This is a genomic window from Lysobacter sp. yr284 (genome assembly GCF_900107375.1).
Lineage (GTDB): Bacteria > Pseudomonadota > Gammaproteobacteria > Xanthomonadales > Xanthomonadaceae > Lysobacter.
On sequence record NZ_FNPT01000016.1, the window covers coordinates 91,877 to 112,350 of the forward strand.

General features: G+C 71.8%; 19 protein-coding genes. 3 read left to right on the forward strand and 16 right to left on the reverse strand.

All coding sequences use genetic code 11. From position 1 onward, the window contains the following. Positions 1 to 159: 159 nt before the first annotated feature. The gene (locus BLV01_RS19440; protein ID WP_057949079.1) at positions 160 to 669 is read right to left on the reverse strand and encodes an Lrp/AsnC family transcriptional regulator; all 510 of its coding nucleotides are present in this window, start codon (positions 667 to 669) and stop codon (positions 160 to 162) included. A 139-nt stretch (positions 670 to 808) separates the two neighbouring features. On the opposite strand from BLV01_RS19440, the gene BLV01_RS19445 reads away from it, so the two are divergent. The 3 genes from BLV01_RS19445 (at position 809) to rarD (ending at position 3,610) form a co-directional block, all read left to right on the forward strand. Next, the gene (locus tag BLV01_RS19445) at positions 809 to 1,321 is read left to right on the forward strand and encodes a GNAT family N-acetyltransferase (protein ID WP_091803827.1); all 513 of its coding nucleotides are present in this window, start codon (positions 809 to 811) and stop codon (positions 1,319 to 1,321) included. 412 nt (positions 1,322 to 1,733) lie between these two features. After that, positions 1,734 to 2,705 (forward strand): drug/metabolite exporter YedA, encoded by a 972-nt coding sequence (yedA, locus tag BLV01_RS19450; protein ID WP_091803830.1) that lies wholly within the window; start codon positions 1,734 to 1,736, stop codon positions 2,703 to 2,705. Beyond that, complete coding sequence (gene rarD, locus BLV01_RS19455; RefSeq protein ID WP_091803833.1) at positions 2,702 to 3,610, forward strand: EamA family transporter RarD; 909 nt, start codon at positions 2,702 to 2,704, stop codon at positions 3,608 to 3,610. Before yedA ends, rarD begins: the two co-directional genes overlap by 4 nt. 1 nt (position 3,611) lies before the next feature. Here rarD and BLV01_RS19460 read toward each other — a convergent pair whose 3' ends face one another. From BLV01_RS19460 to BLV01_RS19530, 15 genes are all read right to left on the reverse strand, one after another. After that, positions 3,612 to 4,640, reverse strand: a complete 1,029-nt coding sequence (locus BLV01_RS19460) for a hypothetical protein (protein WP_091803836.1) — start codon at positions 4,638 to 4,640, stop codon at positions 3,612 to 3,614. Between the two features lie 217 nt (positions 4,641 to 4,857). Continuing rightward, complete coding sequence (locus BLV01_RS19465) at positions 4,858 to 6,183, reverse strand: ABC transporter permease (protein WP_091803839.1); 1,326 nt, start codon at positions 6,181 to 6,183, stop codon at positions 4,858 to 4,860. A 12-nt stretch (positions 6,184 to 6,195) separates the two neighbouring features. Next, positions 6,196 to 7,362 (reverse strand): ABC transporter permease, encoded by a 1,167-nt coding sequence (locus BLV01_RS19470; RefSeq protein ID WP_091803842.1) that lies wholly within the window; start codon positions 7,360 to 7,362, stop codon positions 6,196 to 6,198. A gap of 16 nt (positions 7,363 to 7,378) precedes the next feature. Next, positions 7,379 to 8,071 carry an ABC transporter ATP-binding protein gene (locus tag BLV01_RS19475; RefSeq protein WP_091803845.1) on the reverse strand — a complete coding sequence of 231 codons (693 nt, stop codon included), beginning with the start codon at positions 8,069 to 8,071 and terminating at the stop codon, positions 7,379 to 7,381. Positions 8,072 to 8,365: 294 nt separating this feature from the next. Further along, positions 8,366 to 9,631 (reverse strand): efflux RND transporter periplasmic adaptor subunit, encoded by a 1,266-nt coding sequence (locus BLV01_RS19480; RefSeq protein WP_091803848.1) that lies wholly within the window; start codon positions 9,629 to 9,631, stop codon positions 8,366 to 8,368. Between the two features lie 240 nt (positions 9,632 to 9,871). Then, positions 9,872 to 11,965 (reverse strand): DUF7933 domain-containing protein, encoded by a 2,094-nt coding sequence (locus BLV01_RS19485; protein ID WP_091803850.1) that lies wholly within the window; start codon positions 11,963 to 11,965, stop codon positions 9,872 to 9,874. 535 nt (positions 11,966 to 12,500) lie between these two features. After that, a complete protein-coding gene (locus tag BLV01_RS19490) occupies positions 12,501 to 13,100 on the reverse strand; it encodes a nucleoside 2-deoxyribosyltransferase domain-containing protein (protein ID WP_091803897.1) in 600 nt (199 codons plus the stop codon). Between the two features lie 124 nt (positions 13,101 to 13,224). Then, on the reverse strand, positions 13,225 to 14,601 hold the full coding sequence (locus tag BLV01_RS19495; protein ID WP_091803853.1) for a leucyl aminopeptidase family protein: 1,377 nt from the start codon (positions 14,599 to 14,601) through the stop codon (positions 13,225 to 13,227). Continuing rightward, positions 14,598 to 15,344: an HAD family hydrolase gene (locus BLV01_RS19500; RefSeq protein WP_091803900.1), complete on the reverse strand. Its 747-nt coding sequence runs from the start codon at positions 15,342 to 15,344 to the stop codon at positions 14,598 to 14,600. Before BLV01_RS19500 ends, BLV01_RS19495 begins: the two co-directional genes overlap by 4 nt. A gap of 71 nt (positions 15,345 to 15,415) precedes the next feature. Next, positions 15,416 to 15,913 (reverse strand): endonuclease V, encoded by a 498-nt coding sequence (locus BLV01_RS19505; RefSeq protein ID WP_091803856.1) that lies wholly within the window; start codon positions 15,911 to 15,913, stop codon positions 15,416 to 15,418. Between the two features lie 7 nt (positions 15,914 to 15,920). Continuing rightward, positions 15,921 to 17,048, reverse strand: a complete 1,128-nt coding sequence (locus tag BLV01_RS19510) for an AI-2E family transporter (RefSeq protein ID WP_254782699.1) — start codon at positions 17,046 to 17,048, stop codon at positions 15,921 to 15,923. 518 nt (positions 17,049 to 17,566) lie between these two features. Beyond that, on the reverse strand, positions 17,567 to 17,938 hold the full coding sequence (locus BLV01_RS19515; protein WP_091803861.1) for a hypothetical protein: 372 nt from the start codon (positions 17,936 to 17,938) through the stop codon (positions 17,567 to 17,569). Further along, the gene (locus BLV01_RS19520; protein ID WP_254782700.1) at positions 17,935 to 18,444 is read right to left on the reverse strand and encodes a phage holin family protein; all 510 of its coding nucleotides are present in this window, start codon (positions 18,442 to 18,444) and stop codon (positions 17,935 to 17,937) included. Before BLV01_RS19520 ends, BLV01_RS19515 begins: the two co-directional genes overlap by 4 nt. Continuing rightward, entirely contained in the window at positions 18,441 to 18,803 is a 363-nt protein-coding gene (locus tag BLV01_RS19525; protein WP_091803864.1) for a hypothetical protein, read from the reverse strand. Before BLV01_RS19525 ends, BLV01_RS19520 begins: the two co-directional genes overlap by 4 nt. A gap of 209 nt (positions 18,804 to 19,012) precedes the next feature. Continuing rightward, positions 19,013 to 20,452 (reverse strand): Do family serine endopeptidase, encoded by a 1,440-nt coding sequence (locus BLV01_RS19530; RefSeq protein ID WP_091803867.1) that lies wholly within the window; start codon positions 20,450 to 20,452, stop codon positions 19,013 to 19,015. Between the last annotated feature and the right edge of the window lie 22 nt (positions 20,453 to 20,474).

The following is a 20,474-nucleotide window of genomic DNA, read 5'->3' on the forward strand; positions in this document are numbered from 1 at the left end:
CTCTTGCGGGAGGACCTTCAAGCTCTTGCGGGCGGGCCTTCAGGCTTCTGTGGGAGGACCTTCAAGCTTTTGTGGCAGGAGCTTCAAGCTTTTGTGGGAGGGCCTTCAGGCCCGACGCTCTTCGCTCAGACCGCCCCGCCCCAGCCCACCCGGCAGACCTCACCCCCCGCCGCGCCGCTTGCGCGCCGCGCGCGGCGCGTCGCGGGTCGGCAGCTCCAGCCCGTGCTTGACCACGTCGAACACCAGGTGGGTGTCGTAGCGTTTGACGTTGCCTTCGTCGAGGAACAAGCGGTCGACCACCTGGCGGCAATGGGCGACGCCGGTGGTGGCGAGGATGACGAGGTAATCCCACTCGCCGGCCAGGGTGTAGCACTGCTGCACCTCCGGCGCGGCGCGCACGCGGGCGTGAAAGGTGGCGTTGCCCTCGGCCGATTCGCGCTCCATCGTCACCCATACCGCAGCCAGGGTGCTGCCCAGCGCGGTCGGGTCGAGCACTGCGACCTGGCGCATCAGGCCTTCCTGGCGGTAGCGGGTCATGCGCCGCTGCACCGCGCTGGGCGACAGGCCGATCGCGTCGCCGAGTTCGCTCAGGGTCGCCGAGGCGTCTTGCTGCAGCAGTTCGAGCAATTTGTGGTCGAACTCGTCGAGGACCAGGGGGGCGGAATTCATGCAAGATTTTTGCGTCTGCGCGGGCAATTATTCAACCGCAATTTGACTGACATCGATACGCTATTCTCGCGCTTAGGTCCTCAGGAATTTTTATGTGCCGCCGCGCGCTCCCTGCCCCTCCACAACGGACGCCCCCGGGATGTCCCGGTACGTGATGCAAGCCGCCGCGCCCGAGCAGATCGGCGAGATCCTCGCGCTGATCCGCGAACACGGGCCCAACCCCTGGAACTACCTACCCGAGGTCGAGTTGGCCACGCACCTGGCCGGGATCCGGCGCGGGCGCACCCAGGCGATGGTCGCCGTCGCCGACGGCGCGATCGTGGCGGTGGTCACGTTCGAGCCCAGCGACGCGTTCCATCGCTACCAGCCGGCCGGGCGCGAGATCGCCTGGCAGGGCCACGTCGGCGAAGCGGTGGTGCACCGCGCGCACCGCGGCCAGGGCCTGGGCTCGCGGCTGCTGACCGCGGCGGTGGCGCGGATGCGCGCGATGGGGCTGCGCGAGATCTACATCGAACGCCACGAGGACAACGAAGGCTCGGCCGGGATGATGCGCAAGGCCGGTTTCGAGGTCATCGACGTCTACGACGATCCGCGCCGGCGCGTGGTCGGCAGCGGCCGCACCAGCGTGTCGCGCCTGCTCGCGCTGGACTGAGCGGGCCGGGCGCCGCCGCCCCGTGCGGTTGCGGCGGTAGGCGGTAGTCGGCGCTGCGCGGTGCGGCGCCGGGACGCAGGCGTGGCGCGCAGGGAGCGCGCGCGTTCCCGGTCGCGGCAAGGATGCAGCGCCGCGGCGCGCCAGGAACGACGCTGCATCGCGCCGCGCTGCGCTGACGAGGCTGCGCAGCGCGCCAGGACGCGTGCGATGGGCGTGCGCGCAGCGCCGCAAGCGCGAAGCCGCAGCGCAGCGCATGGACGCGGCCGCGCCGCGACACGAAGCCGTCGCCGCGCGGACTCAAGATTGTTTACAGGCTGACTCAAGTTTTGCTCGCTCCTGCTCGCCGCGCAGGCGCGTCAAGCTATTGCGCTTTTCTCCCCGTTCCGTTCGCCCCTCCCCCGCGAGTATCCGCATGAGCGCCCCCGCCGCCCCGCCGTCCGACCACCGCGCTCCCGGCCCGTTGGCCATCGCCTTGGCCCTGGCCTCGGTCTACGTGCTGTGGGGCTCGACCTACCTGGGCATCCGCTTCGCCCTGGAGAGCTATCCGCCGTTCCTGCTCGGCGCGGCGCGGATGTTCCTGGCCGGCGCGATCATGTGGGTGGTGCTGCGCCGGCGCGGCGTGCCGGGCCCGACGCGCAAGCAGTGGCGCACGCTGTGGGTGCTGTCGATCTTCATGGTGCTGCTGTCCAACGGCCTGGTGAACCTGGCCGAGACCCAGGTCGATTCGGGCCTGGCGGCGATCGCGGTGGCGTCGATGCCGCTGTTCGCCGGCGTGTTCGCGATGCTGCGCGGGCGACATCCGTCGAAGATCGAATGGGTGGGCTTGGCGGTGGGTTTCGCGGGCGTCGTCTGGCTCAACGCCGGCGGCAAGCTGTCGGCGTCCACGCTCGGGCTGGTGTGCCTGATCGTCGCGCCGATCGCCTGGGCCTGGGGTTCGATCTGGAGCCGCGACCTCGACCTGCCGTCGCCGTTCATGACCGCCAGCGCGCAGATGCTGACCGGCAGCGCGTGGATGCTGGCCGCCGCCGCCGTCACCGGCGAGCGCATCGTGCAGGTGCCGACCGTCGGCGCCACCGCGGCGTTGCTGTACCTGGTGGTGGCCGGCTCGATCTTCGGCTTCACCGCCTACATCTGGCTGCTGCACCACGTGCGTCCGGCGCTGGCGACCAGCTATGCCTACGTCAATCCGCCAATCGCGGTACTGTTCGGCGCGCTGCTGGCGGGCGAACGTTTCACCTCCCACGACCTGGGCGCGATGGCGGTGATCCTGGTCGGCGTGGTCATCATCACCCTGGCCAAAGCGCGCGCGGCCAAGGCCGCGCCGGTCGCGGCCCCGCCCGCGCCGGCCGTCGTCGCCGCAGGCGAACTGGAGAAGTCGACATGAATACCGGCACCGACCGCCGCGGGTTGTGGATCGCGGTCGCGTCCTTCGTGCTGTGGGGGCTGATGCCGCTGTACTGGCACCTGCTCAACTCGGTGCCCTCGCTGATGATCGTGGCCCACCGCATCGTCTGGAGCACGCTGTTGGTGACCGCGTGGCTGTGCTGGAAGAACGGCCGGCACTGGCTGCGCGAAGTGCTGCGCGAGCCGCGCAAGGCCGGCATGCTCGCGGTCAGCGGTTGCCTGATCGCGTTCAACTGGGGGCTGTACATCTGGGCGGTCAACGCCGGCCACGTGATCGAGACCAGCCTGGGCTACTTCATCGGCCCGCTGGTGAGCGTGATGCTCGGCGTGCTGTTCCTGGGCGAGCGGCTGCGCACGGTGCAATGGCTGGCGATCGCGCTGGCCTTCGCCGGGGTGCTGTGGCTGACCCTGCAGTACGGCCGTCCGCCGCTGATCGCGCTGGGGCTGGCGATCTCGTTCGCGGTGTACGGGCTGGTGCGCAAGCTGGTCGCGGTGGAAGCGGTGACCGGCCTGGGCGTGGAGAACGTCTACCTGTTCCCCGCGGCGCTGGCGCTGATGGTGTGGGGCGAAAGCCAGGGCATGGGCGGCTTCTTCGGCAGCTGGGGCCTGGGCATCGACGCGCTGCTGGTGATCGCCGGCGCGCTGACCGCGCTGCCGCTGATCGGCTTCGCCTATGCGGTGCGGCGGGTGTCGCTGACCGCGATCGGCCTGCTCCAGTACGTGGCGCCGACGTTGCAGTTCCTGATCGGCTGGCTGGTGCTGCGCGAGGCCTTCGACGCCAAGCGCGCGGTCGGCTTCGCGCTGATCTGGGCGGGGCTGGCGGTGTTCGCCAGCGAGGGCGCGCTGCGCTCGCGCAGGCTCGCGGCGGCGGCGAACGCGGCCTGAGTCAGCCGAGCAAGCCTTCGCTCCAGGCCCGCAGCACGACGTAGCCGAGCGCCACGGCGAGCGCGATGCCCGCGCGTACCGGCGCGGTCTCGCGCCAGCGCCGTTCGCGCGCGCGGTAGCGCAGCTGGCGCCGCAGCGCGGCCAACTGTGGGTGCGCGCCGTCGGCCGCTGCGTTTGCGATGTCGTTGGCTGCGTTCGTGCCGTCGTTGGCCGGCGGACCGATGCGCGGGCGCGAAGCGGCCAGCAGCTCATCGATCTCGGTGTCGTCCATCTGCGGCTGCCAGCCGTCCACGAACGGCGCGGCCACGCGCCGGCGCAAGGTCACCGCGGCGACATAGGTCGGTTCGAGCGCAATGCCGTACAGCTCCAGCGGCAGCAGCAGCGGCGCGAAGCGGCGGCCGGCGCCGTCCAGTCCCGAATAGCGACGCCGCCAGGCCGGCACGCGCGCGATGTAGCGGGCGGGATCGCGCACCAGCAGCTGCAGCCCTTCGCTGTCGGTGTCCAGCACCTGCATGCGATAGCGGCTGATGCCGACTACATCGGCCCAGGCGATCAGGCCGAAATCGGGCGAGCGCACGCCGGCGGCGTCGATGCTCAGTTCGCGTCGCGACCCGCGCGCGCGCCAACGCCACAGCGCGCCGATCCCGAACGCAGCGGCGAGCGCGCCGGGAATCAGCGCCAGGGCGATGCGCCCGCGCGCAGCCTCGGACCACGCCAGCCAGGCGGATAGCGCCGCGAACGCGGTGAGTACGCCCAGCGTCCACGTAGGGTCGGCGCCGACGCCGCGCACTTCGCCGTCGCGCAACGCCTCGCGCACCTGCGCATGGCGCCGGTCGGGCGCGTCCAGGTCGATGCGCCAGGCGGCGATCGCGCAAGCGCCGGCGGCGGCCATGCCGGACAGCAACAGCAGCAGGCCGAGCCACGGCGAATGCCCGTCGGGCCGCACGCCTTCCAGCGCGAACATCATGGTGAGCGTGCCCAGGACCACGGCGGCGATGTGGTACAGCCGCTTGCGCATGCTGGCGCTCATTCCGGTCCCTGAACACGATGGCGTTGGCGCAGCCTAGCGCGCGTTGCGTGGCGGCCGCCAGCGCCGTTTTCCGCCGCGCTGGGTGCATGCGCGCGACCTGCGCCAGGCGTGCGCAGCGCGATGCGACGCAGCGCGCCGCGCGTCACGAAAAAAAGCCCCCTTCAGCGAAGGGGGCTTTCGTGTCCGCGCGCTGCCGATGCGGTTCGAGCGGCGCGGTCTACAACGCCCGCAGCGCCGCCGTCACCGGCAACGTCGCCGCGCGCAGCGCCGGGAACAGGCCGCCGACGAAGCCGATCGCCAGCGCCCACTTCAGCCCGCTCCACAGCAGTTCGCCGGTGACGCGGAAGTCGAAGGTCAGCTGGCCGACGCCGCCGGCGATGGTCGAGGCGGTGTAGCCGTTGAAGATCGCCCAGGCCAGCACGCCGCCGATCAGGCCGCCGACCAGGGCCAGCAGCATCGTCTCCAGCATCACCGCCACCACCACCGGCAGGCCGCGGAAGCCGATCGCGCGCAGGGTCGCGATCTCGCGCGCGCGGGTGGCGACGGTGGCGAACATGGTGTTCAGCGCGCCGAACACCGCGCCGATGGCCATGATCGAGCCGACCACGATGCCGATGACCCGGATCACCGTGGTCATGCCCTCGGACTGCTTGGCGAAGTAGTCGGCGGTGGTGGTGACGTCGACCTGCAGGCGCGGGTCGCCGGCCAGCGCGGCCTTGAACGGCTTGAACTGCCCGGCCGAGGTCAGCTTGGCCACCACCGCGTTGCGCGAGGCGCCGCGGCGGTAGGTCGCGGCGACCATCTCGGCGTCGGCCCACACTTCCGAATCCATCGCGTCGCCGGACTTGAACGTGCCGACCACGGTCCACTGCTCGCTGCCCAGGCGGATCTGCTTGCCGACCTCCAGGCCGGCGAACTGGCGCTGCGCGCCGCTGCCGACCACCACCTCGCGCTTGCCGGTCTCGAACTTGCGGCCCTGCACGATCTTGACCTGCGGCCGCACCAGCCAGGCGCGGTCGCCGACGCCGCGCAGCTGCACGCTGCCGTCCTGGTCGGGCGCGCCGCCCTTGATCGGCAGGTTGGCCGCGACCACGGTCTCCGGCGAGGCCAGCGGGCGTCCGTCGGGGCCGCGGGCGATGCCCTGGGCCTGTTCGATCACGTTGATGCTGGCCAGGTCCAGGGTCGACATCACCTCGGCCGCGGACGCGCCGCGCAGCACCAGCACGGTGTCGGCGCTGCCGGTGCGGGCCAGGGTCTGGCGATAGCCTTCGGCCATCGACAGCATCGCCACCAGCACCGCGACCACGCCGGCGATGCCGATCACCACCACCGACGACGAACCCAGGCGCTGGCGCAGCGTGCTGATGCCGACCCCGGCGACCGAGGCGGCCTGCTGGCCGCTGCGGGTCAGCAGCATCCACAGCGCCACCAGCGCCGCCAGGCCGACCAGCACCGGCCACGGCGCCACCGCCCACAAGGCCAGTCCGGCGATCAGCGCCAGCGCGGTCAACAGGCCGCGGCCGAACGATACGAGCTTCTTCATGTGCGGTCTCCGTTAGCGCCCGGCCAGGGCGTCGACGATGTTCAGGCGCATCGCCCGGATCGCCGGCAGCGCGCCGACCACCAGGCCGATGGCGACCATCAGGCCCACCGCCAGCGCCCAGCTGTGGCCGCTGATCGGCGGGATATTGATCGCGCCGCGGCTGCCGGCGCTGACGACGGGGCCCATCAGCCGCGCCAGGGCGACGCCGATGGTGCCGCCGATCAGCAACAGCAGCACCGATTCGGCCAGCACCAGCATCAGCACGCTGCGGTCGGGAAAGCCGATGGTCTTGAGCACGGCCAGCTCGGAGGTGCGCTCGCGCACCGCCTGGGCCATGGTGTTGCCGGTCAGCAGCACCAGGGTGAAGAACACCGCGCCCATGATCGAGCCGACGATCAGGCCGATGTCGGCCATCTGCTTCATCCAGTTCGCCGCCGACGCCGCCTCGGTCTGGGTCTTGCTCTCGTGGTCGGAGTTGGCCGAGATCGCGTCGATGGCCTTGGCCACGCGGTCGGCCTGGTTCACGTCGCCGACTTCGGTGATGTACCAGCCGACCTGGCCGCGGTTGTAGGGGTTGGAATCGTCGAAGTACTTCCAGTGCAGCAGCACCATCTGGTCGTACCAGCCGCCGGTCTTCTTGTCGGCGGCGGCGATCGTGCCGACGATGTCGAAGTTCCAGTTCTTGCTGCCGTCGCTGTTGGGGAAGATGGTCGACTGCAGCGGCAGTTTCTGCCCGACTTTCCAGCCGAAGCGCTGCATCAGCTGCGCGCCGACCAGCACGCCGGTGCGGGTCTCGTCGAAGGCCTTGCGCTGGGCCTTGTCGACCTGGATCTCCGGATACAGGTCGAGGTAGTTCGATGCCACCGCGAAGCTGAAGATCTGGTTGTGCGGGTCCTGGTAGGCGCCGCCGAACCAGTTGGCGTAGGACACCTGCTTCACGCCCTGGACCTGGCCGATGCGGTCGTTGAGCGACATCGGCAGCGGCTGGATGAACGACAGCCGCGAGCCGGTCTGCAGGCGCTTGGCGCCGTTGGCGCTGTTGCCGGCCTGGTCGAAGCTCTCGCGCACGCCGTCGAGCAGGCCGAACAGCAAGAACGCGGCGACGATCGACAGCAGGGTCAGCGCGGTGCGGGTCTTGCGCCGCATCAGCTCGGCCCAGATCAGATGGAAATACTTCATGGCCCGTCCCTCCGGCTCAGTGCGCGTCGGGCTGCTGCTCGACCAGGGTGCCCTTGTCGAGGTGCAGGGTGTGGGTGGCGTACTCGGCGGCCTTCGGGTCGTGGGTGACCATGACGATGGTCTTGCCGTGTTCGCGGTTGAGCAGGCGCAGCAGGTTGAGGATTTCCTCGGCCGACTGGCGGTCGAGGTCGCCGGTGGGCTCGTCGCAGATCAGCAGGGTCGGGTCGGAGACGATCGCGCGGGCGATCGCCACGCGCTGCTGCTGGCCGCCGGAGAGTTCGTTGGGCCGGTGGCTGCGGCGCTCGGCCAGGCCGACCAGGGTCAGCGCGATCTCGGCGTTGCGCTTGCGCTGGGCGCCGTCGAGCGGCGACAGCAGCAGCGGCAGTTCGACGTTCTTCTGCGCGGTCAGCGCCGGCATCAGGTTGTAGAACTGGAAGATGAAGCCGACGTGGCGGCTGCGCCACTGCGACAGCTGGCCCGGGCTCATGCGGTCGATGCGCTCGCCCTCGACGGTGATCTCGCCGCTGCTGGGGTTGTCCAGGCCGCCGATCAGGTTGAGCAGGGTGCTCTTGCCCGAACCCGACGGGCCCATCAGCGCGACGAAGTCGCCCTTGGCGATGTCCAGGTTGATGCCGTGCAGCACTTCGACCTTTTCCGGGCCGCGCTGGTAGGTCTTGGTGAGGTGGTTGATCGAAACCAGGGTGTCCATCTTCGACGTCCTCGGGTGTGCGGATGCGGGATCGGTACGGGAGCGGGCGCGACGCGGGTGGTAGCGGCGCGGATCGAAACGGTGCGGATCGAAGCGGTGCGGATCGAAGCGGTGCAGCGCGAAGCGGTGCGGCGGAGGGCGGGGCGCGCGCGGGCGCGCCGGTCGCGGACCGGTGGAGCGCGCGCGGCGCCATGGCGGCCGCGCGGGATTGCCTGGATGCGTGCGCTGCGGCGCGCGGCCGTCAGCGCAGGCGCATCGTGCGCTTCGGCGCCGCCGGGCGGCGTCGTTGTTGCGTCACTGCGTATCCGACGAATCGGCGCCGGCGTTTTCGACACGCACCTTGGCGCCGTCGGCGAGCGAATCGGGCGGATCGAGCACCACGTTCTCGCCGCCGACCAGGCCGGCGGTGACCTCGCGGTCGTCGCCGAGCTTGCGGCCCAGGGTCAGCGCGGCCTGGCGGACCTTGCCGTCCTCGACCACGAAGGCCACGTCCTTGCCCTCGCGCTGGGCCAGCGCGGCGTTGGGCAGCATCGCGCTGGGCTTGGCGGGGGCCGCGCCGGCGGGTTTGGCGGCTTCCAGGAAGCTCACCCGCACGCCCATGTCCGGGACGATGCGCGGGTCGCGGCTCTTGATCGCGATGCGCACCTTGACCGTGGCCTTGCCGCGGTCGGCGGTCGGGATGATGGCGATGACCTCGGCCGGGATCTTCCAGTCCGGGTAGGCGTTGAGGGTGGCCTCGACCGGCATCTTCGGCTGGACCCGGCCGATGAAGGCCTCGCCGACGTCCACTTCGATCTCCAGCGAATCCATGTCGACGATGGTGCCGATGCCGGTGCGGGTGAAGCCGCCGCCGGCCGACAGCGGCGAGACGATCTCGCCCGGCTGCGCGGCCTTGGCGGTGACCACGCCGGCGAACGGCGCGCGCACCACGGTGTTGTCCACGCCGATGTCGGAGATGCGCAGCGAATCGCCCGACACCTTGACGTTGCGCTGCGCGGTCAGCAGCTGCGCGCGCAGCGAGTCGCGCTGGGCGACGGCCTGGTCGTACTGCGAGCGCGACACCAGCTGTTGCCGGGCCAGCCCGGACAGGCGCCCGGCGTTGGCCTCGGCCTCCGTGAGCTGGGCCTGGACCCGGGCGACGTCGCTCTGCGCGGCGGCGAGCTGGGCGGCGCTGAGTTCGCGCTGGGCGTTGGCGTCGATCGGGTCCAGCGTGGCCATGATCTGGTTGGCCTCGACCCGCTGGCCTTCCTCGATCATCACCTCGCGCACCTTGCCGGTGATCTTGGCCGAGACCGTGGCGATGCGGCGGGCGACGATGTAGCCGGTGGCGTCGAGCACCGAGGCGCCCGCGCCGCCGCTGCCGGCGCCGATCGCGGTGACGCTGGCGGTGCGGACCTGGGCGCCGGCGTTGCGGGCGAACACGAACCAGCCGGCCACCGCGGCCAGGACCAGCACCAGCACGATCGCGCCGACGATCAGGCCGCGGCCCGGCCCCGACGGCGGCGGCGGGCGGTTGCGGTCGATGCGGAGTTCCTTCAGCAGATCGGCGGATGCACTCATGTTCCCAACCAAGACGCCAGATGCCGCCTAGTGTGACCGGGGCGCGCGCGCGATCCAACCTGCTTAAAGTCAGTTTTTGTCAGCGCCGCTGTCGCCGGCCGCGGCTGACACTTGTCACGCCCGCGGCGTGGCCCCCTCCCCGGCGATGGCGGCGCGCGGCCGCGGCGTTGCGCCGGCGAAACGCAAGACGGCCGCCGCCGGGACCCCCGGCGACGGCCGTCTGCGGCGCGCGGCGTCGGCTCAGTACGCCGACGGATTCGGATTGAACCGCACCGGCACCCGCACGTTGATGCAGGCGCCCACCGGCAGGACCAGCCCGGCGATGTTGACCGCGTCGTCGTCGGTCGCGCCGCCGTTGGCCGGGCAGATGCCGTTGCCGGTGCCGGTGCAGCTCCACGGACCGGACAGGCGCGCGCCGTTGGGCAGCGGATCGCTGAGGGTGGCGCCGTTGGCCACCGCCGGACCGGTGTCGTTGCAGGCGCGCAGGGTGTAGATGGTGGTGGCGCCGGGGGTGTAGGTCGAAGACAGCGGATCTTCGCTCTTGGCCAGGCTCAGGCTGACCTTGACCGCGATCGGCGCCGGCGTCTGCGCGCACTGCGCGTTGCCGGCGGCCGGGCAGGCCGGCAGCGGATCGGGATCGCCGCCGCCGGCCACGCCGACGTGGTTCACCGGCGAGCCGGTCGCGGTCGCGGCGATGGCGACGTTGAGGCGCACGCTGGCGCTGTCGCCGGCGGCGATCGGCGCGGTCGGGGTGAAGCTGCAGCTGACCGTGCCGGTGGCCGGCAAGGTGCCGCAGTTCACCGCGCCCTGCGCGCTGGAGGCCGAGACCAGGCTGAAGCCGGCCGGCAGGGTGTCGGCGATGGCGATCGCGCCGCTGGTCGCGCCGCTGCCGGTGTTCTGCACGCCGATGCTGAAGTAGCCGTCGCCGGCCGCGCCGGTCTGGCCGGCGGCGAGCGCGCCGCTGACCGACTTGCTGGCGGTGAGTTGCGGCTGCACCACGGTCAGCACTTCGTCGCCGACCAGGTTCACCAGGTTGTTGGTGTTGCCGATGCTGGCGTTGGTGTTGTGGTAGACGCCGACGGTGGCGGAGGTGACGTCGACGGCGACCTGGCAGGCGAGCTGGCCGCCGTTGCTGTTCGCGCCGTTGACGGTGGCGTTGTTCACCGCGATCGAGCCGCTGCCGGCCGCGGCGGTCACGGTCATGCTGCCCAGGGCGTTGCTCAGGGCGCCGCCGGCCGGGCAGTTGGTGCGCACGTTCGGGGTCGGCGCCACCACCACGTTGGCCGGCAGGGTGTCGGTGAAGCGGATGCTGTTGGTGGTGTTGGCGCTCTTGTTGGTCAGCTCGAAGGTCAGCGTCGACACGCCGCCGACGTTGATCGTGGCCGGCGCGAAGCGCTTGACCAGGTCGACCGAACTGACCGCGAAGGTGATCCGGTACTCGGCGACGAAGCTGGACGCGCCGCTGGGGATGTTCCACTGCGCCGCCATGCCGTTGTCGGTGTTGGCGTTGGTGTCGATGGCGTTGCTGAGGTTGCCGCCGGCGGTGGTGCAGTTGCCGGTCTGGGTGTTGCCGCCGTTGCAGATCTGCCACTGCGGGAAGGTGTAGCTGCCGCTGAAGTAGCGGTCCCAGTTCGGCGTGCCCGACGAGGGCTCCCACCACAGCGCTTCGAACTGGGTGCCCTTGGCGACGCCGACCAGGTCGGGCCGGCTGGTGGTGTTGCCGGGGCTGGTGCGGCTGAAGCCCGGGCCGTTGTCGCCGCCCTGCAGGTAGGTATCGACGTTCTGGTAGAAGCGGATCGTCGCGCCGCTGGCGGGCATGCCGCTCAGCGAGACCCGGCGGGTGAACCAGGCCTGCGGGACGATGTAGCTGTCGAGGATGGTCAGGGTGATGCCGGTGTCGGCGGCGTTGCTCGGCCGCAGCACGGTGGTGGTCTGGTACGGCGACGCCGGGGTGCCGGCGCCGGCCAGCGCGCTCTGCGAGACCTGGGTGAACAGCGCGAACGCGGCCTGGTTGGCGTTGTTGGCGTTGTTGTAGACCCGCACCGCGCCGTTGCCGCGGTCGACCCGCAGGTAGACGCTGTTGAACAGGCTGCCGGTGGTGGGCGTGGCGCCGGCGTTGTAGACCTGGTCGGCGCCGCCCAGCCGCACCTGGAACTGGCTGTTGCTGCCCCAGGTCACGCGCAGGCCGTCGGAGCCGTCGGTCAGGGTGCCGCCGGTGGCGTTGGCCTGGCGCTGGGTGGTGGCGCCGCTGGCCAGGACGTTGCCGGCGAACGCCAGCGCGAGAGCGCACAGCAGCGCGCCGGCCTTGCGGCCGAATTGGGTCGAGCGATTCATGGATTCCCCTGTTGCGAGCCTTACTGCGAAGGTTCGGGCGCTGAGGCTGCCTGGCGGCCCTGGACCCAGGCGCGGGGGCCTGGACCGACTTCAGTGATTCATGACACTGAATTAATGTGCCACAAATCACATTTTGTATGAACGATGGCGCCGGCGCCAGTCCCCTGGGCGACCCGGAACCGAAAGGAATCAACGCGATACGGGGAGCGCAGAGGACAACGGCCGAAGCGGCAAAGCGCGGCGGGGCAGGAGGCGCGCCTGGGAGTCGGCAGGGTGGCGCGAATCCGCCGGAGTTTGTGGCCGGCTTCGCCCCGCGTTGGCGGGGATGAAGGCCGGGGAGCGTCGCGGCGCAACTCCACCAGCGTCATGCCCGACCAGCGTCATGCCCGCGAAGGCGGGCATTCAGGGCTTTATCCAGGCAGGGCGCTGAAGTCCCTGGATTCCTGCGTTGGCGGGGATGAGGGCCGGGGAGCGTCGCGGCGCAACCCCGCTGGCGTCCGCATCGGGCGGGCCGGGCCGCGAAAACCGGCCGCGATCAGCGCGCCCGCGCCTGCCGCAGTTCCGCCAGCCGCGCGCGCACCGCCTGCACCAGCGCCGGCAAGGTGTCGTAGCGCGGGATGCCGTAGCGCTGGGCGACGATGTCGACGTTGCCCTTGCGCCAGAAGCCGTCGGGGCAGGCCAGCAGGACCTTGCCCGAGCCGGCGTGCAGGCCCAGTTCGAGCAGGCTGATCGGCGCCTGCGAGCCCGGCGCCAGGTACATCGCGATCACGTCGGCGCGTTGCAGGGCGGCGAGCTCCCACTCGACCTGGCGCCGGAACTCGGGTTCCTCGGCGACCGGCTTCCACGCCGGGTTCCAGTCCTCGCGGCGCGGGTTGAGCAGCACCACGCCCTCGTCGGCCAGCTCGCGCGCGAACTGCGCCTGCCAGTCGGCGCTGCCGCCCATGTCGATGCTGCCGGCCAGGAACACCGTGAGCCGGTCGTCGGCCGGCAACGGCTGCGGCGAGCGCACCAGTTCCGAGTGCGCCGGGCGCGCCGGTACCGCCTCGGCCTGGTTCGGGGCGACCGGCTGCGAGCCGGCCCGGTTCGCAGCGGCCTGGCCCGAATCGATCCGCGCCGTCTCGTCCGTCTTCGCCATGCCCGCCGTCTCCCGTTTCGTCCCGGCGCCCGCGCAACCGGTCGCGAGCGCCGCCGCCGCGGCCAACGCCAGCGCCATGTATATCGATCGGTACGTCATTGCCCGTTCCCCCGCGCCGCCGGCCTCAGCCGGCCGCGCGCGCCTTGAGCATGGCGAATACCGCGCGCAGGCCCTGGGCCTCGCCGCCGGCCGGGCGGCCCGGGCGGTCCGCGTCGTTCCAGCTGTACACGTCCAGGTGCGCCCAGGCCAGGTCGGCGGGGACGAAGCGCTCCAGGTACAGCGCCGCGGTCACCGAACCGGCCATCTTCGACGGGCCGCCGTTGGCGATGTCGGCGATGTGGCTGGTGAGGTAGCGCAGGTACGGGCGCCACAGCGGCATGCGCCAGACCGGGTCGCGCTGGGCCGTGCCGGCGTCGAGCCAGTCCTGCGCCAGCGCGTCCTGGTTGGCGTACAGCGCCGGCAGGTCCGGGCCCAGTGCGATCCGCGCCGCGCCGGTGAGGGTGGCGAAGTCGAGCAGCAGCGCCGGCTTGCGCTCGCCGGCGTAGGCCAGCGCGTCGCACAGCACCACCCGGCCCTCGGCGTCGGTGTTGTCGATCTCCACGCTGATGCCCTGGCGGGTGGCGATCACCTCGCCCGGGCGGAACGCGTTGGGGCCGATCGCGTTCTCCACCGCCGGCACCAGCAGGGTGATCCGCAACGGCAGCTTGCGCGCCATGATCAGCTCCGCCAGGGCGATCGCGTGCGCGGCGCCGCCCATGTCCTTCTTCATCCAGCGCATGCCGTCGGCCGGCTTGAGGTCGAGGCCGCCGGTGTCGAAGCACACGCCCTTGCCGACCACGGCCACGTGCGGATGCGCGGCGTCGCCCCATTCCAGCGCGATCAGGCGCGGCGCGCGGTGCGAGGCGCGGCCGACGGCGTGGATGGCGGGGAAGTTCTGCGCCAGCAGCTCGTCGCCGGCGATCACCTCGATCTTGGCGCCGTGGCGCTGCGCGATCTCGCGCGCGACCTGCTCCAGTTCGTCCGGGCCCATGTGCTCGGTCGGCGTGTTGACCAGGTCGCGCACGCGCACGCTGGCGGCGAGCACGGCGAAGACCTCGTCGTCGAAGCCCTCGGCCAGCAACTGCGCCGGCGCGCGCGGCGGCGCCTTGTAGCGGCCGAAGCGGTAGCTGCCCAGGCCCCAGCCCAGGCGCAGCGCGTCGCGCACGCCCGGGCCCAGCCCGGTCGGCGCGCGCCAGCTGCGCGCCGGCAGCGCGAACGGCGCGTGGCCGTAGGAGTAGGGATCGAGCGGATCGCCGATGCCGATCGCCGCGCCGAGCAGTTCGCCGTCGGGGCCGGGCACCAGCACCACGGTGCCCGGCGCGCCGTCGAAGCCGTGCGCCTGCACCCAGGCGGCGGAGGCCGGCGGCAGCGCGTCGCGCCAGGCGGCGAAGTCGACGCGGCCGACCAGGTCCAGCGGCAGGGCGCCGCTGGCGGAAGAGGTGAAGCCCAGGGGTTCGGTCATGCGCAGGTGGTGTCCGTGCGGGACGCGCCGTCGACGACGGCGCGGTCCAGGGAAGTGCGATCCAGCCAGTCGGCCAGTTCGGTGAGGGTGGAAAATTCCAGGTCCGGGCGCGGATGCTGGCCGGGCCACTGGCGCGCCTCGCGGTTGATCCAGCACGTGCGCAGGCCGGCGCCGCGGCCGCCGACGACGTCCATCTCGATGTCGTCGCCCACGTGCAGCACCTGCGCCGGCTCGAACTCCAGCCGCGCGCAGGCGGCGTGGAAGATGCTCGCGTCGGGCTTGGCCCGGCCGTGCTCGCGCGCGCCGAGCTGGAAGCGGAACAGCGGCATCAGCCCGATCCGCTTGAGGTCGGCGTTGCCGTTGCTCAGCGCCGCCAGCGGCACCCGCGCGGCCAGCCGCGCCAGCGCGGCCTCGCTGTCGGCGTAGTGTTCGACTTCGCAGCGCGCGGCGAAGAAGGCGTCGAACGCCGGCTCGGCCAGGCCGAGGTCGTCGCCGGACTCGCGCAGCATGTGCTGCAGGGTCAGCCGGCGCTGGGTGGTGTAGTCGTGGGCCAGGTCCGGGCGTTCGCCGGCGATGCGGTCGCGCAGCGCGCGCACCGCGTCGATCGGGTACAGCGCGGCGGTGCGCGGCGCATGCGTGCGCAGCCATTGGTCGAGGACCGCCTCGGCGCGCACCATCACCGGCGCGATCGGCCAGATGGTGTCGTCGAGGTCCAGGGTGATGGCGCGGACTGGGAAGCTCATGGCGGCCATTTTAGCCTGCCGCGTCCGCGCCGATGGACGACGCGCGTCGCCGAGCGCGGCGATCGCCGCGTTCAGCCGCCGCGCGCCAGCCGGTCGGCCTGCTTGAGCAAGTCCGGCAGCCGGTGCGCGCCGGCCATGCGCGCCACCGCCGCGCGCGCCAGCGCCGGGTCCAGGCCGGCCGCGGTCACGTACAGCGGCCGGGTGCCGGCGCCGCGCGCCACCTCGGCCTCGGCCGGGGTGTCGACGAAGCGGGTCTTGGCCACGCCGACCACCGCCACCCGGCGCTGCAATGATTCCCACAATTGCGCGCCCAGGCCCGGGCGGCCGGCGCCGTCGAGCCAGGCGTGGCCGTCGACGACGATGCAGTCCGGCGGCGCGTCCAGCTTCGCCAGCAACGCGGCCAGGCACGGCAGTTCGCGGCGGTGGAACGCGCCGGGTTCGTAGTCGGCGACCGCGTCGATGTCCGCGGTCAGCGTCGTCGCCGCGCACGCGTCGCCCCAGTCGGCGAACAGCACCGCGGCCGCGCGCGCGCGGCCGTCGAAGTAGTGCACGTCGGCGGCGAGGATCACGCGCCGCTCATTCCAGCAGCCGCGCCCAGCCTTCCAGGCCCTGGATCCGCGCCAGCACCAGCTTCACGCACACCAGCAGCGGCACCGCCAGCAGCAGGCCGACGATGCCCCACAGCCAGCCGAAGAACATCAGCGCCAGCATCAGCACCAGCGGCGACAGGCGCATGCGCCGGCCCAGCACCAGCGGCGTGACCACCTGCGATTCGATCGTGTGCAGGCCCAGGTACAGCCCGGCCGGCAGCAGCGACGGCCACAGCTGGTCGAACGCGACCAGGCCCATCACCAGCATCACCGCCACCCCGATCAGCGGGCCGACGAACGGGGCGAAGTTCAGCAGCGCCGCCATCGTGCCCCACAGCAGCGCCTCCTGCAGCGGCGTGCCCAGCGCGTACAGCGCGCCGGCCAGGGCCAGCCCCAGGCCGGTGTTGATCAGGCTGATGGTGAGCACGTAGCGCGAGATCTCGCGCTCGATCGAATGCAGGATGTCGATGGTCAGCTTCTTCTGCTGCTGGCCCGGCAACAGCGCGATCGCGTTGCGCTGCAGCGACTCGCCGAACACCATGAAGAAGAACGTCAGCAGCACCACCGCCAGCACCTGGGCCACGCGCTTGGGCGTGGAGGTCAGCGCGCGGTAGGGATCGTCGAGTTCGGTCTTGACCACCTGCACCGGCTTGGCGGTGTTCTCGCCGCCGGCGGCGCGGGCGAAGTTCTGCGCGGCGCGGTTGGCGTCCTGGAACGGCTTGGTCATCTGCCGCAGCTTGGGGCCGACCTGCTTGAGTTCCTTGGGCACCTGGCGCACCCACTCGCCGGCCGGCTCGGCCAACTGCAGGGTCAGCGCGCCGGCCACGGCCAGGCCGCCGGCCAGCACCAGCAGCGCCGCCAGCAGCCGCGGCAGGCGCAGCCTGCCGAGCAGGCGCAGGATCGGATTGCCGACCAGGGCGAAGAACGCGGCCAGCAGGATCGGCAGCAGCAGTTCCTGCGCCGCCCACAAGGTGTAGCCCAGGGCGAGGGTGGCCAGGATCAGCAGCGAGACCGGGCCGCGCGGGCGCGGCGGCGCAGGCGTCGCCGCGGATTCGCTGGCGGGCGATGGGACGGCGGGGGCCGGCGGGTTGGAATCGGAGTCGGACGGGGTCAAGGCGGCAGCGTGCGGTGAGCCGGCGCAAACTGTGCGCTCTTGCGTGTGTAGGCGCCAGCGCGATTTCTTGGCTGGCGGGGCTTGCGCGGGGTGTCGGGCTTGGCGGGGCTTGCGCGGGGCATCGGGCCTGCGGGAGTCCCTCCCGGGCCAAGGCCTGCGGCAAAGGCCCGGGAGGGACTCCCGCAGGCCCGATGCTGCGGCTTCGTGGGAGGCGGCTTGGAGGAGTGCTGCGTGTAGTGCCCGGCGCATCGATGTGCGTACGCGTCAATGCGACGCGTGCGGCCTGCAACGAGGCGGGAATCGATAGAGGTGGAGGACCTTGGCCCGGGGAAGCTCCCCGCCGGCGTTTGCCGCAGGCCCTAGCCGGCGGGGAGCTTCCCCGGGCCAAGGTCCGCAGGTCCGAAGTCTCGCCCCCTGCCTAAGAGGCGGACACACGAAAAATCTTGCCTCGCCCCGGACGACGTCCGAAGCCCCCCAACTAATCAGCGACCACGCCGCTTACGTCGCGCTCGTTCGAATCAAGCCGCGTCGCGCGCCGCCGCCTGCGCGCCGTCGGCGGCTTGATCCGCCGCGCGCGCCGCGCGCCCGGCCTGGCCGGCGGCTTGCCCCGCCTGGTCGGCCGCTTCCTGCGCGCCGGCGCCGGCGAACAGCCCCGACAACAGGCTCACGATCTGCATCAGGTTGCCGCTCTTGACCGCGATCTTGACCGGCTCGGCGCGGCCCATGAAGAAGCCCGACACCAGCCCGGCGATTACGATCCGCCCCGGCGTCCACGCCTCGCGCCAGGAACGCTGCAACACCTGCTTGCGCACCTGCACTTGCTCATAACGGCCTTCCAGCAGCCGCTCGCGCTTGTCCACGCGCCGCTGCAGGCGATCGAACCGGCTCATCGCGCCTCCTGCCGATGCGCGCCGGCGCCCCGGTCGTCGTCATCGTCGTCGTCGTGGCCCAGCCCCATCCGCCGCAACTGCCGCCGCGTCGCCGAGAGCCGGGTGTGTTCGAAATAACGCAGCGCCTGCCAGCCGCCGATCGCGGTGACCACCAGGCTCAAACCGGCCGCGGCCGACATCGAGGCCAGCCACGACCAGCCCAACGCGCCCTGCAGCAGCGCGATCAGCGCCGCCATCAGCAACAGCCACGACGACGCGCCGAACACGATCGCCACCGCCACCCACATCAGCGCCCGTCCCAGCGCGCTGCGGGCCAGGGCGAGATCGGCGATCAGCAGACCGCGCAGCGCGCGGCCGGTGTCGAGCGCGGCGGACAGGCCTTCGCGGCCCGCCTCGCCGATCTCGCGCACCGCCTCGTCGATCGGCAGCGGCCCCTGTCGGGGCTCGCCGCCGTCGGGACCTGCGGCGCGCGCCTGCTCGCCGTGGGGCGCGTCGCCTGCGCTCACTTGTCGCCGCTGCGGGCGAGCTTGGCGATGATGAAACCGGCAGCGAAGGCCACGCCGAACGACGCCAGCGGACGCTCGCGCACCAGCTCGGCGGCGCTTTCGATCAGGTCGCGGCCCTTGTCCATCAGCGCATCGACCTGCTCGCGCGCGGCGCCGCCGGCGTGCTCGGCCGCGGCGATGCCGGCCAGCGCGCTGTCGGCGAGGTCGGACTTGACGTTGGCCTTGCCGACCTTCAGCTCTTCGCCGGCCACGCCGGCCGCGCTGCGGATGGCGTCGCCGGCATCGACGGCGGCCTGCTTGAGGTGGCCGCCGGCCTGGCCGAGGTTGCTCTTGACGTTATCGGTCGAGGTGGGGGTCATGGTGTTTCCTCCGTGTTGCTCCGTAGTGCTGCAGGAATGAACCGCGGAACAGGTCCCGGGTTCGGCGAGCCGTGCCAGGTCCGGGCGATACCGCTGCCCTCGACGGCGATGAACGGGGTGGTGCGCGGCGGCCGCTGCGGGCCGCGCTTGCGGGTCGATCTTAGCGGGCCGATGTTAACGGCCTGCGTGCATCGCCACGAGGCCGGCCTTTAGCGCAGGGCTAGGTTGCCGACGCTGTTGCCGCGCTGCACGCGCAGCAGCAACTGTGCCGGAGCGCGCGTGAAGCTTGCGCGGAAGCCCGGGAGATCGTCGAAGTTGCCGCTGCTGGCCGCAAGAACGATGTCGTCCTTGCGCAAATCGTTGGCCGCCGCGCGACTGCCGCGGGCCACGCTTTCCACCACCACGCCGGACAGGCCCGACTGGCGCAGGCGCTCGGGCAGCTCGCCGAAGCTGGCGCCGGCCAGGCGCGGATCGAGTTCGCCGCCGTCGATCGAGCGCGGCTGCTCGCGCAGGGTCGCGTTGAGCTGCAGTGCCTGGCCTTCGCGGCGCACTTCCAGCGCGATCTTGCTGCCGATCGACTGCAGGCCCTCGAAGTTGCGCAGCGCGTCGCGGCCGTCGACCCGCTGGCCGTTGGCCGACAGGATCACGTCCCCGGCGCGCAGCCCGGCCGCGGCCGCGGCGCTGCCGGCGAACACCCGCGAGACCAGCGCGCCGCGCGGCTCGGCCAGCTTGAGCGCTGCCGCCAGCTGCGGGGTCACGTCCTGCGATTCCAGCCCCAGGGTGCCGCGGCGCACGACGCCGTTGTTGGCGATCAGCTGGTCCTTGATGTTGCGCGCCAGGTTGACCGGGATCGCGAAGCCCAGGCCGATGTTGCCGGCCATGCTGCCCTGCGGGTTGAAGCTGGCGGTGTTGATGCCGACCAGCTCGCCGTTGAGGTTGACCAGCGCGCCGCCGGAATTGCCCGGGTTGATCGAGGCGTCGGTCTGGATGAAGTTCTGGTAGCCCAGCCCGCGCAGGCCGCTGCGGCCGACCGCCGAGACGATGCCGGAGGTGACCGTCTGGCCGATGCCGAACGGGTTGCCGACCGCGACCACGAAGTCGCCGACCCGCAATCCGTCGGAATCGGCCAGCGAGATCGCGCTGAGGTTCTGCGCCGGAATGCGCATCAGCGCCACGTCGGTGTCCGGGTCCGAGCCCAGGAACTCGGCCTTGACCGTGCGCCCGTCGGCCAGGGTCACCGAGACCTCGTCGGCGCCCTCGATCACATGATGGTTGGTCAGCACGTAACCGTTCTTGGCGTCGACGATCACGCCCGAGCCCAGCGATTCGTTGATCCGCTCCTGCGGGATGTTGGGGAACATGCGGCGGAAGATCGGATCGTTGGCGAACGGGTTGCGGATGCGCACGGTCTGCTTGGTGTGCACGCTGACCACGGCCGGGGTCACCCGCTGCAGCATCGGCGCCAGCGACGGCAGCGCCTGGCCGGCGACCGAGGCCGGCAGCGCGGCCGCGGCCGGCACGGTGATCGAGGGCATCGGCAGCGGCGCGGCCTGCGCTGGCGCTTCCAGGCCTTCGCGGATGGCGGTGGCGGCGAAGCCGCCGAAGGCGGCGGCCAGGGCGAGGGTCAGCAGGGTCGGCAAGGGACGCATCGTGTCGCGGTTCCGGAAGTGC

What these genes read in the sequence shown, in the direction of transcription:
- BLV01_RS19530 (WP_091803867.1), bottom strand. Translation starts at nt 20,452, where the DNA reads ATGCGTCCCTTGCCGACCCTGCTGACCCTCGCCCTGGCCGCCGCCTTC.
- BLV01_RS19525 (WP_091803864.1), bottom strand. Translation starts at nt 18,803, where the DNA reads ATGACCCCCACCTCGACCGATAACGTCAAGAGCAACCTCGGCCAGGCC.
- BLV01_RS19460 (WP_091803836.1), bottom strand. Translation starts at nt 4,640, where the DNA reads ATGAGCGCCAGCATGCGCAAGCGGCTGTACCACATCGCCGCCGTGGTC.
- BLV01_RS19515 (WP_091803861.1), bottom strand. Translation starts at nt 17,938, where the DNA reads ATGAGCCGGTTCGATCGCCTGCAGCGGCGCGTGGACAAGCGCGAGCGG.
- BLV01_RS19500 (WP_091803900.1), bottom strand. Translation starts at nt 15,344, where the DNA reads ATGAGCTTCCCAGTCCGCGCCATCACCCTGGACCTCGACGACACCATC.
- rarD (WP_091803833.1), top strand. Translation starts at nt 2,702, where the DNA reads ATGAATACCGGCACCGACCGCCGCGGGTTGTGGATCGCGGTCGCGTCC.
- BLV01_RS19475 (WP_091803845.1), bottom strand. Translation starts at nt 8,071, where the DNA reads ATGGACACCCTGGTTTCGATCAACCACCTCACCAAGACCTACCAGCGC.
- BLV01_RS19495 (WP_091803853.1), bottom strand. Translation starts at nt 14,601, where the DNA reads ATGACCGAACCCCTGGGCTTCACCTCTTCCGCCAGCGGCGCCCTGCCG.
- BLV01_RS19445 (WP_091803827.1), top strand. Translation starts at nt 809, where the DNA reads ATGTCCCGGTACGTGATGCAAGCCGCCGCGCCCGAGCAGATCGGCGAG.
- BLV01_RS19485 (WP_091803850.1), bottom strand. Translation starts at nt 11,965, where the DNA reads ATGAATCGCTCGACCCAATTCGGCCGCAAGGCCGGCGCGCTGCTGTGC.
- BLV01_RS19440 (WP_057949079.1), bottom strand. Translation starts at nt 669, where the DNA reads ATGAATTCCGCCCCCCTGGTCCTCGACGAGTTCGACCACAAATTGCTC.
- BLV01_RS19465 (WP_091803839.1), bottom strand. Translation starts at nt 6,183, where the DNA reads ATGAAGAAGCTCGTATCGTTCGGCCGCGGCCTGTTGACCGCGCTGGCG.
- BLV01_RS19470 (WP_091803842.1), bottom strand. Translation starts at nt 7,362, where the DNA reads ATGAAGTATTTCCATCTGATCTGGGCCGAGCTGATGCGGCGCAAGACC.
- BLV01_RS19490 (WP_091803897.1), bottom strand. Translation starts at nt 13,100, where the DNA reads ATGGCGAAGACGGACGAGACGGCGCGGATCGATTCGGGCCAGGCCGCT.
- BLV01_RS19480 (WP_091803848.1), bottom strand. Translation starts at nt 9,631, where the DNA reads ATGAGTGCATCCGCCGATCTGCTGAAGGAACTCCGCATCGACCGCAAC.
- yedA (WP_091803830.1), top strand. Translation starts at nt 1,734, where the DNA reads ATGAGCGCCCCCGCCGCCCCGCCGTCCGACCACCGCGCTCCCGGCCCG.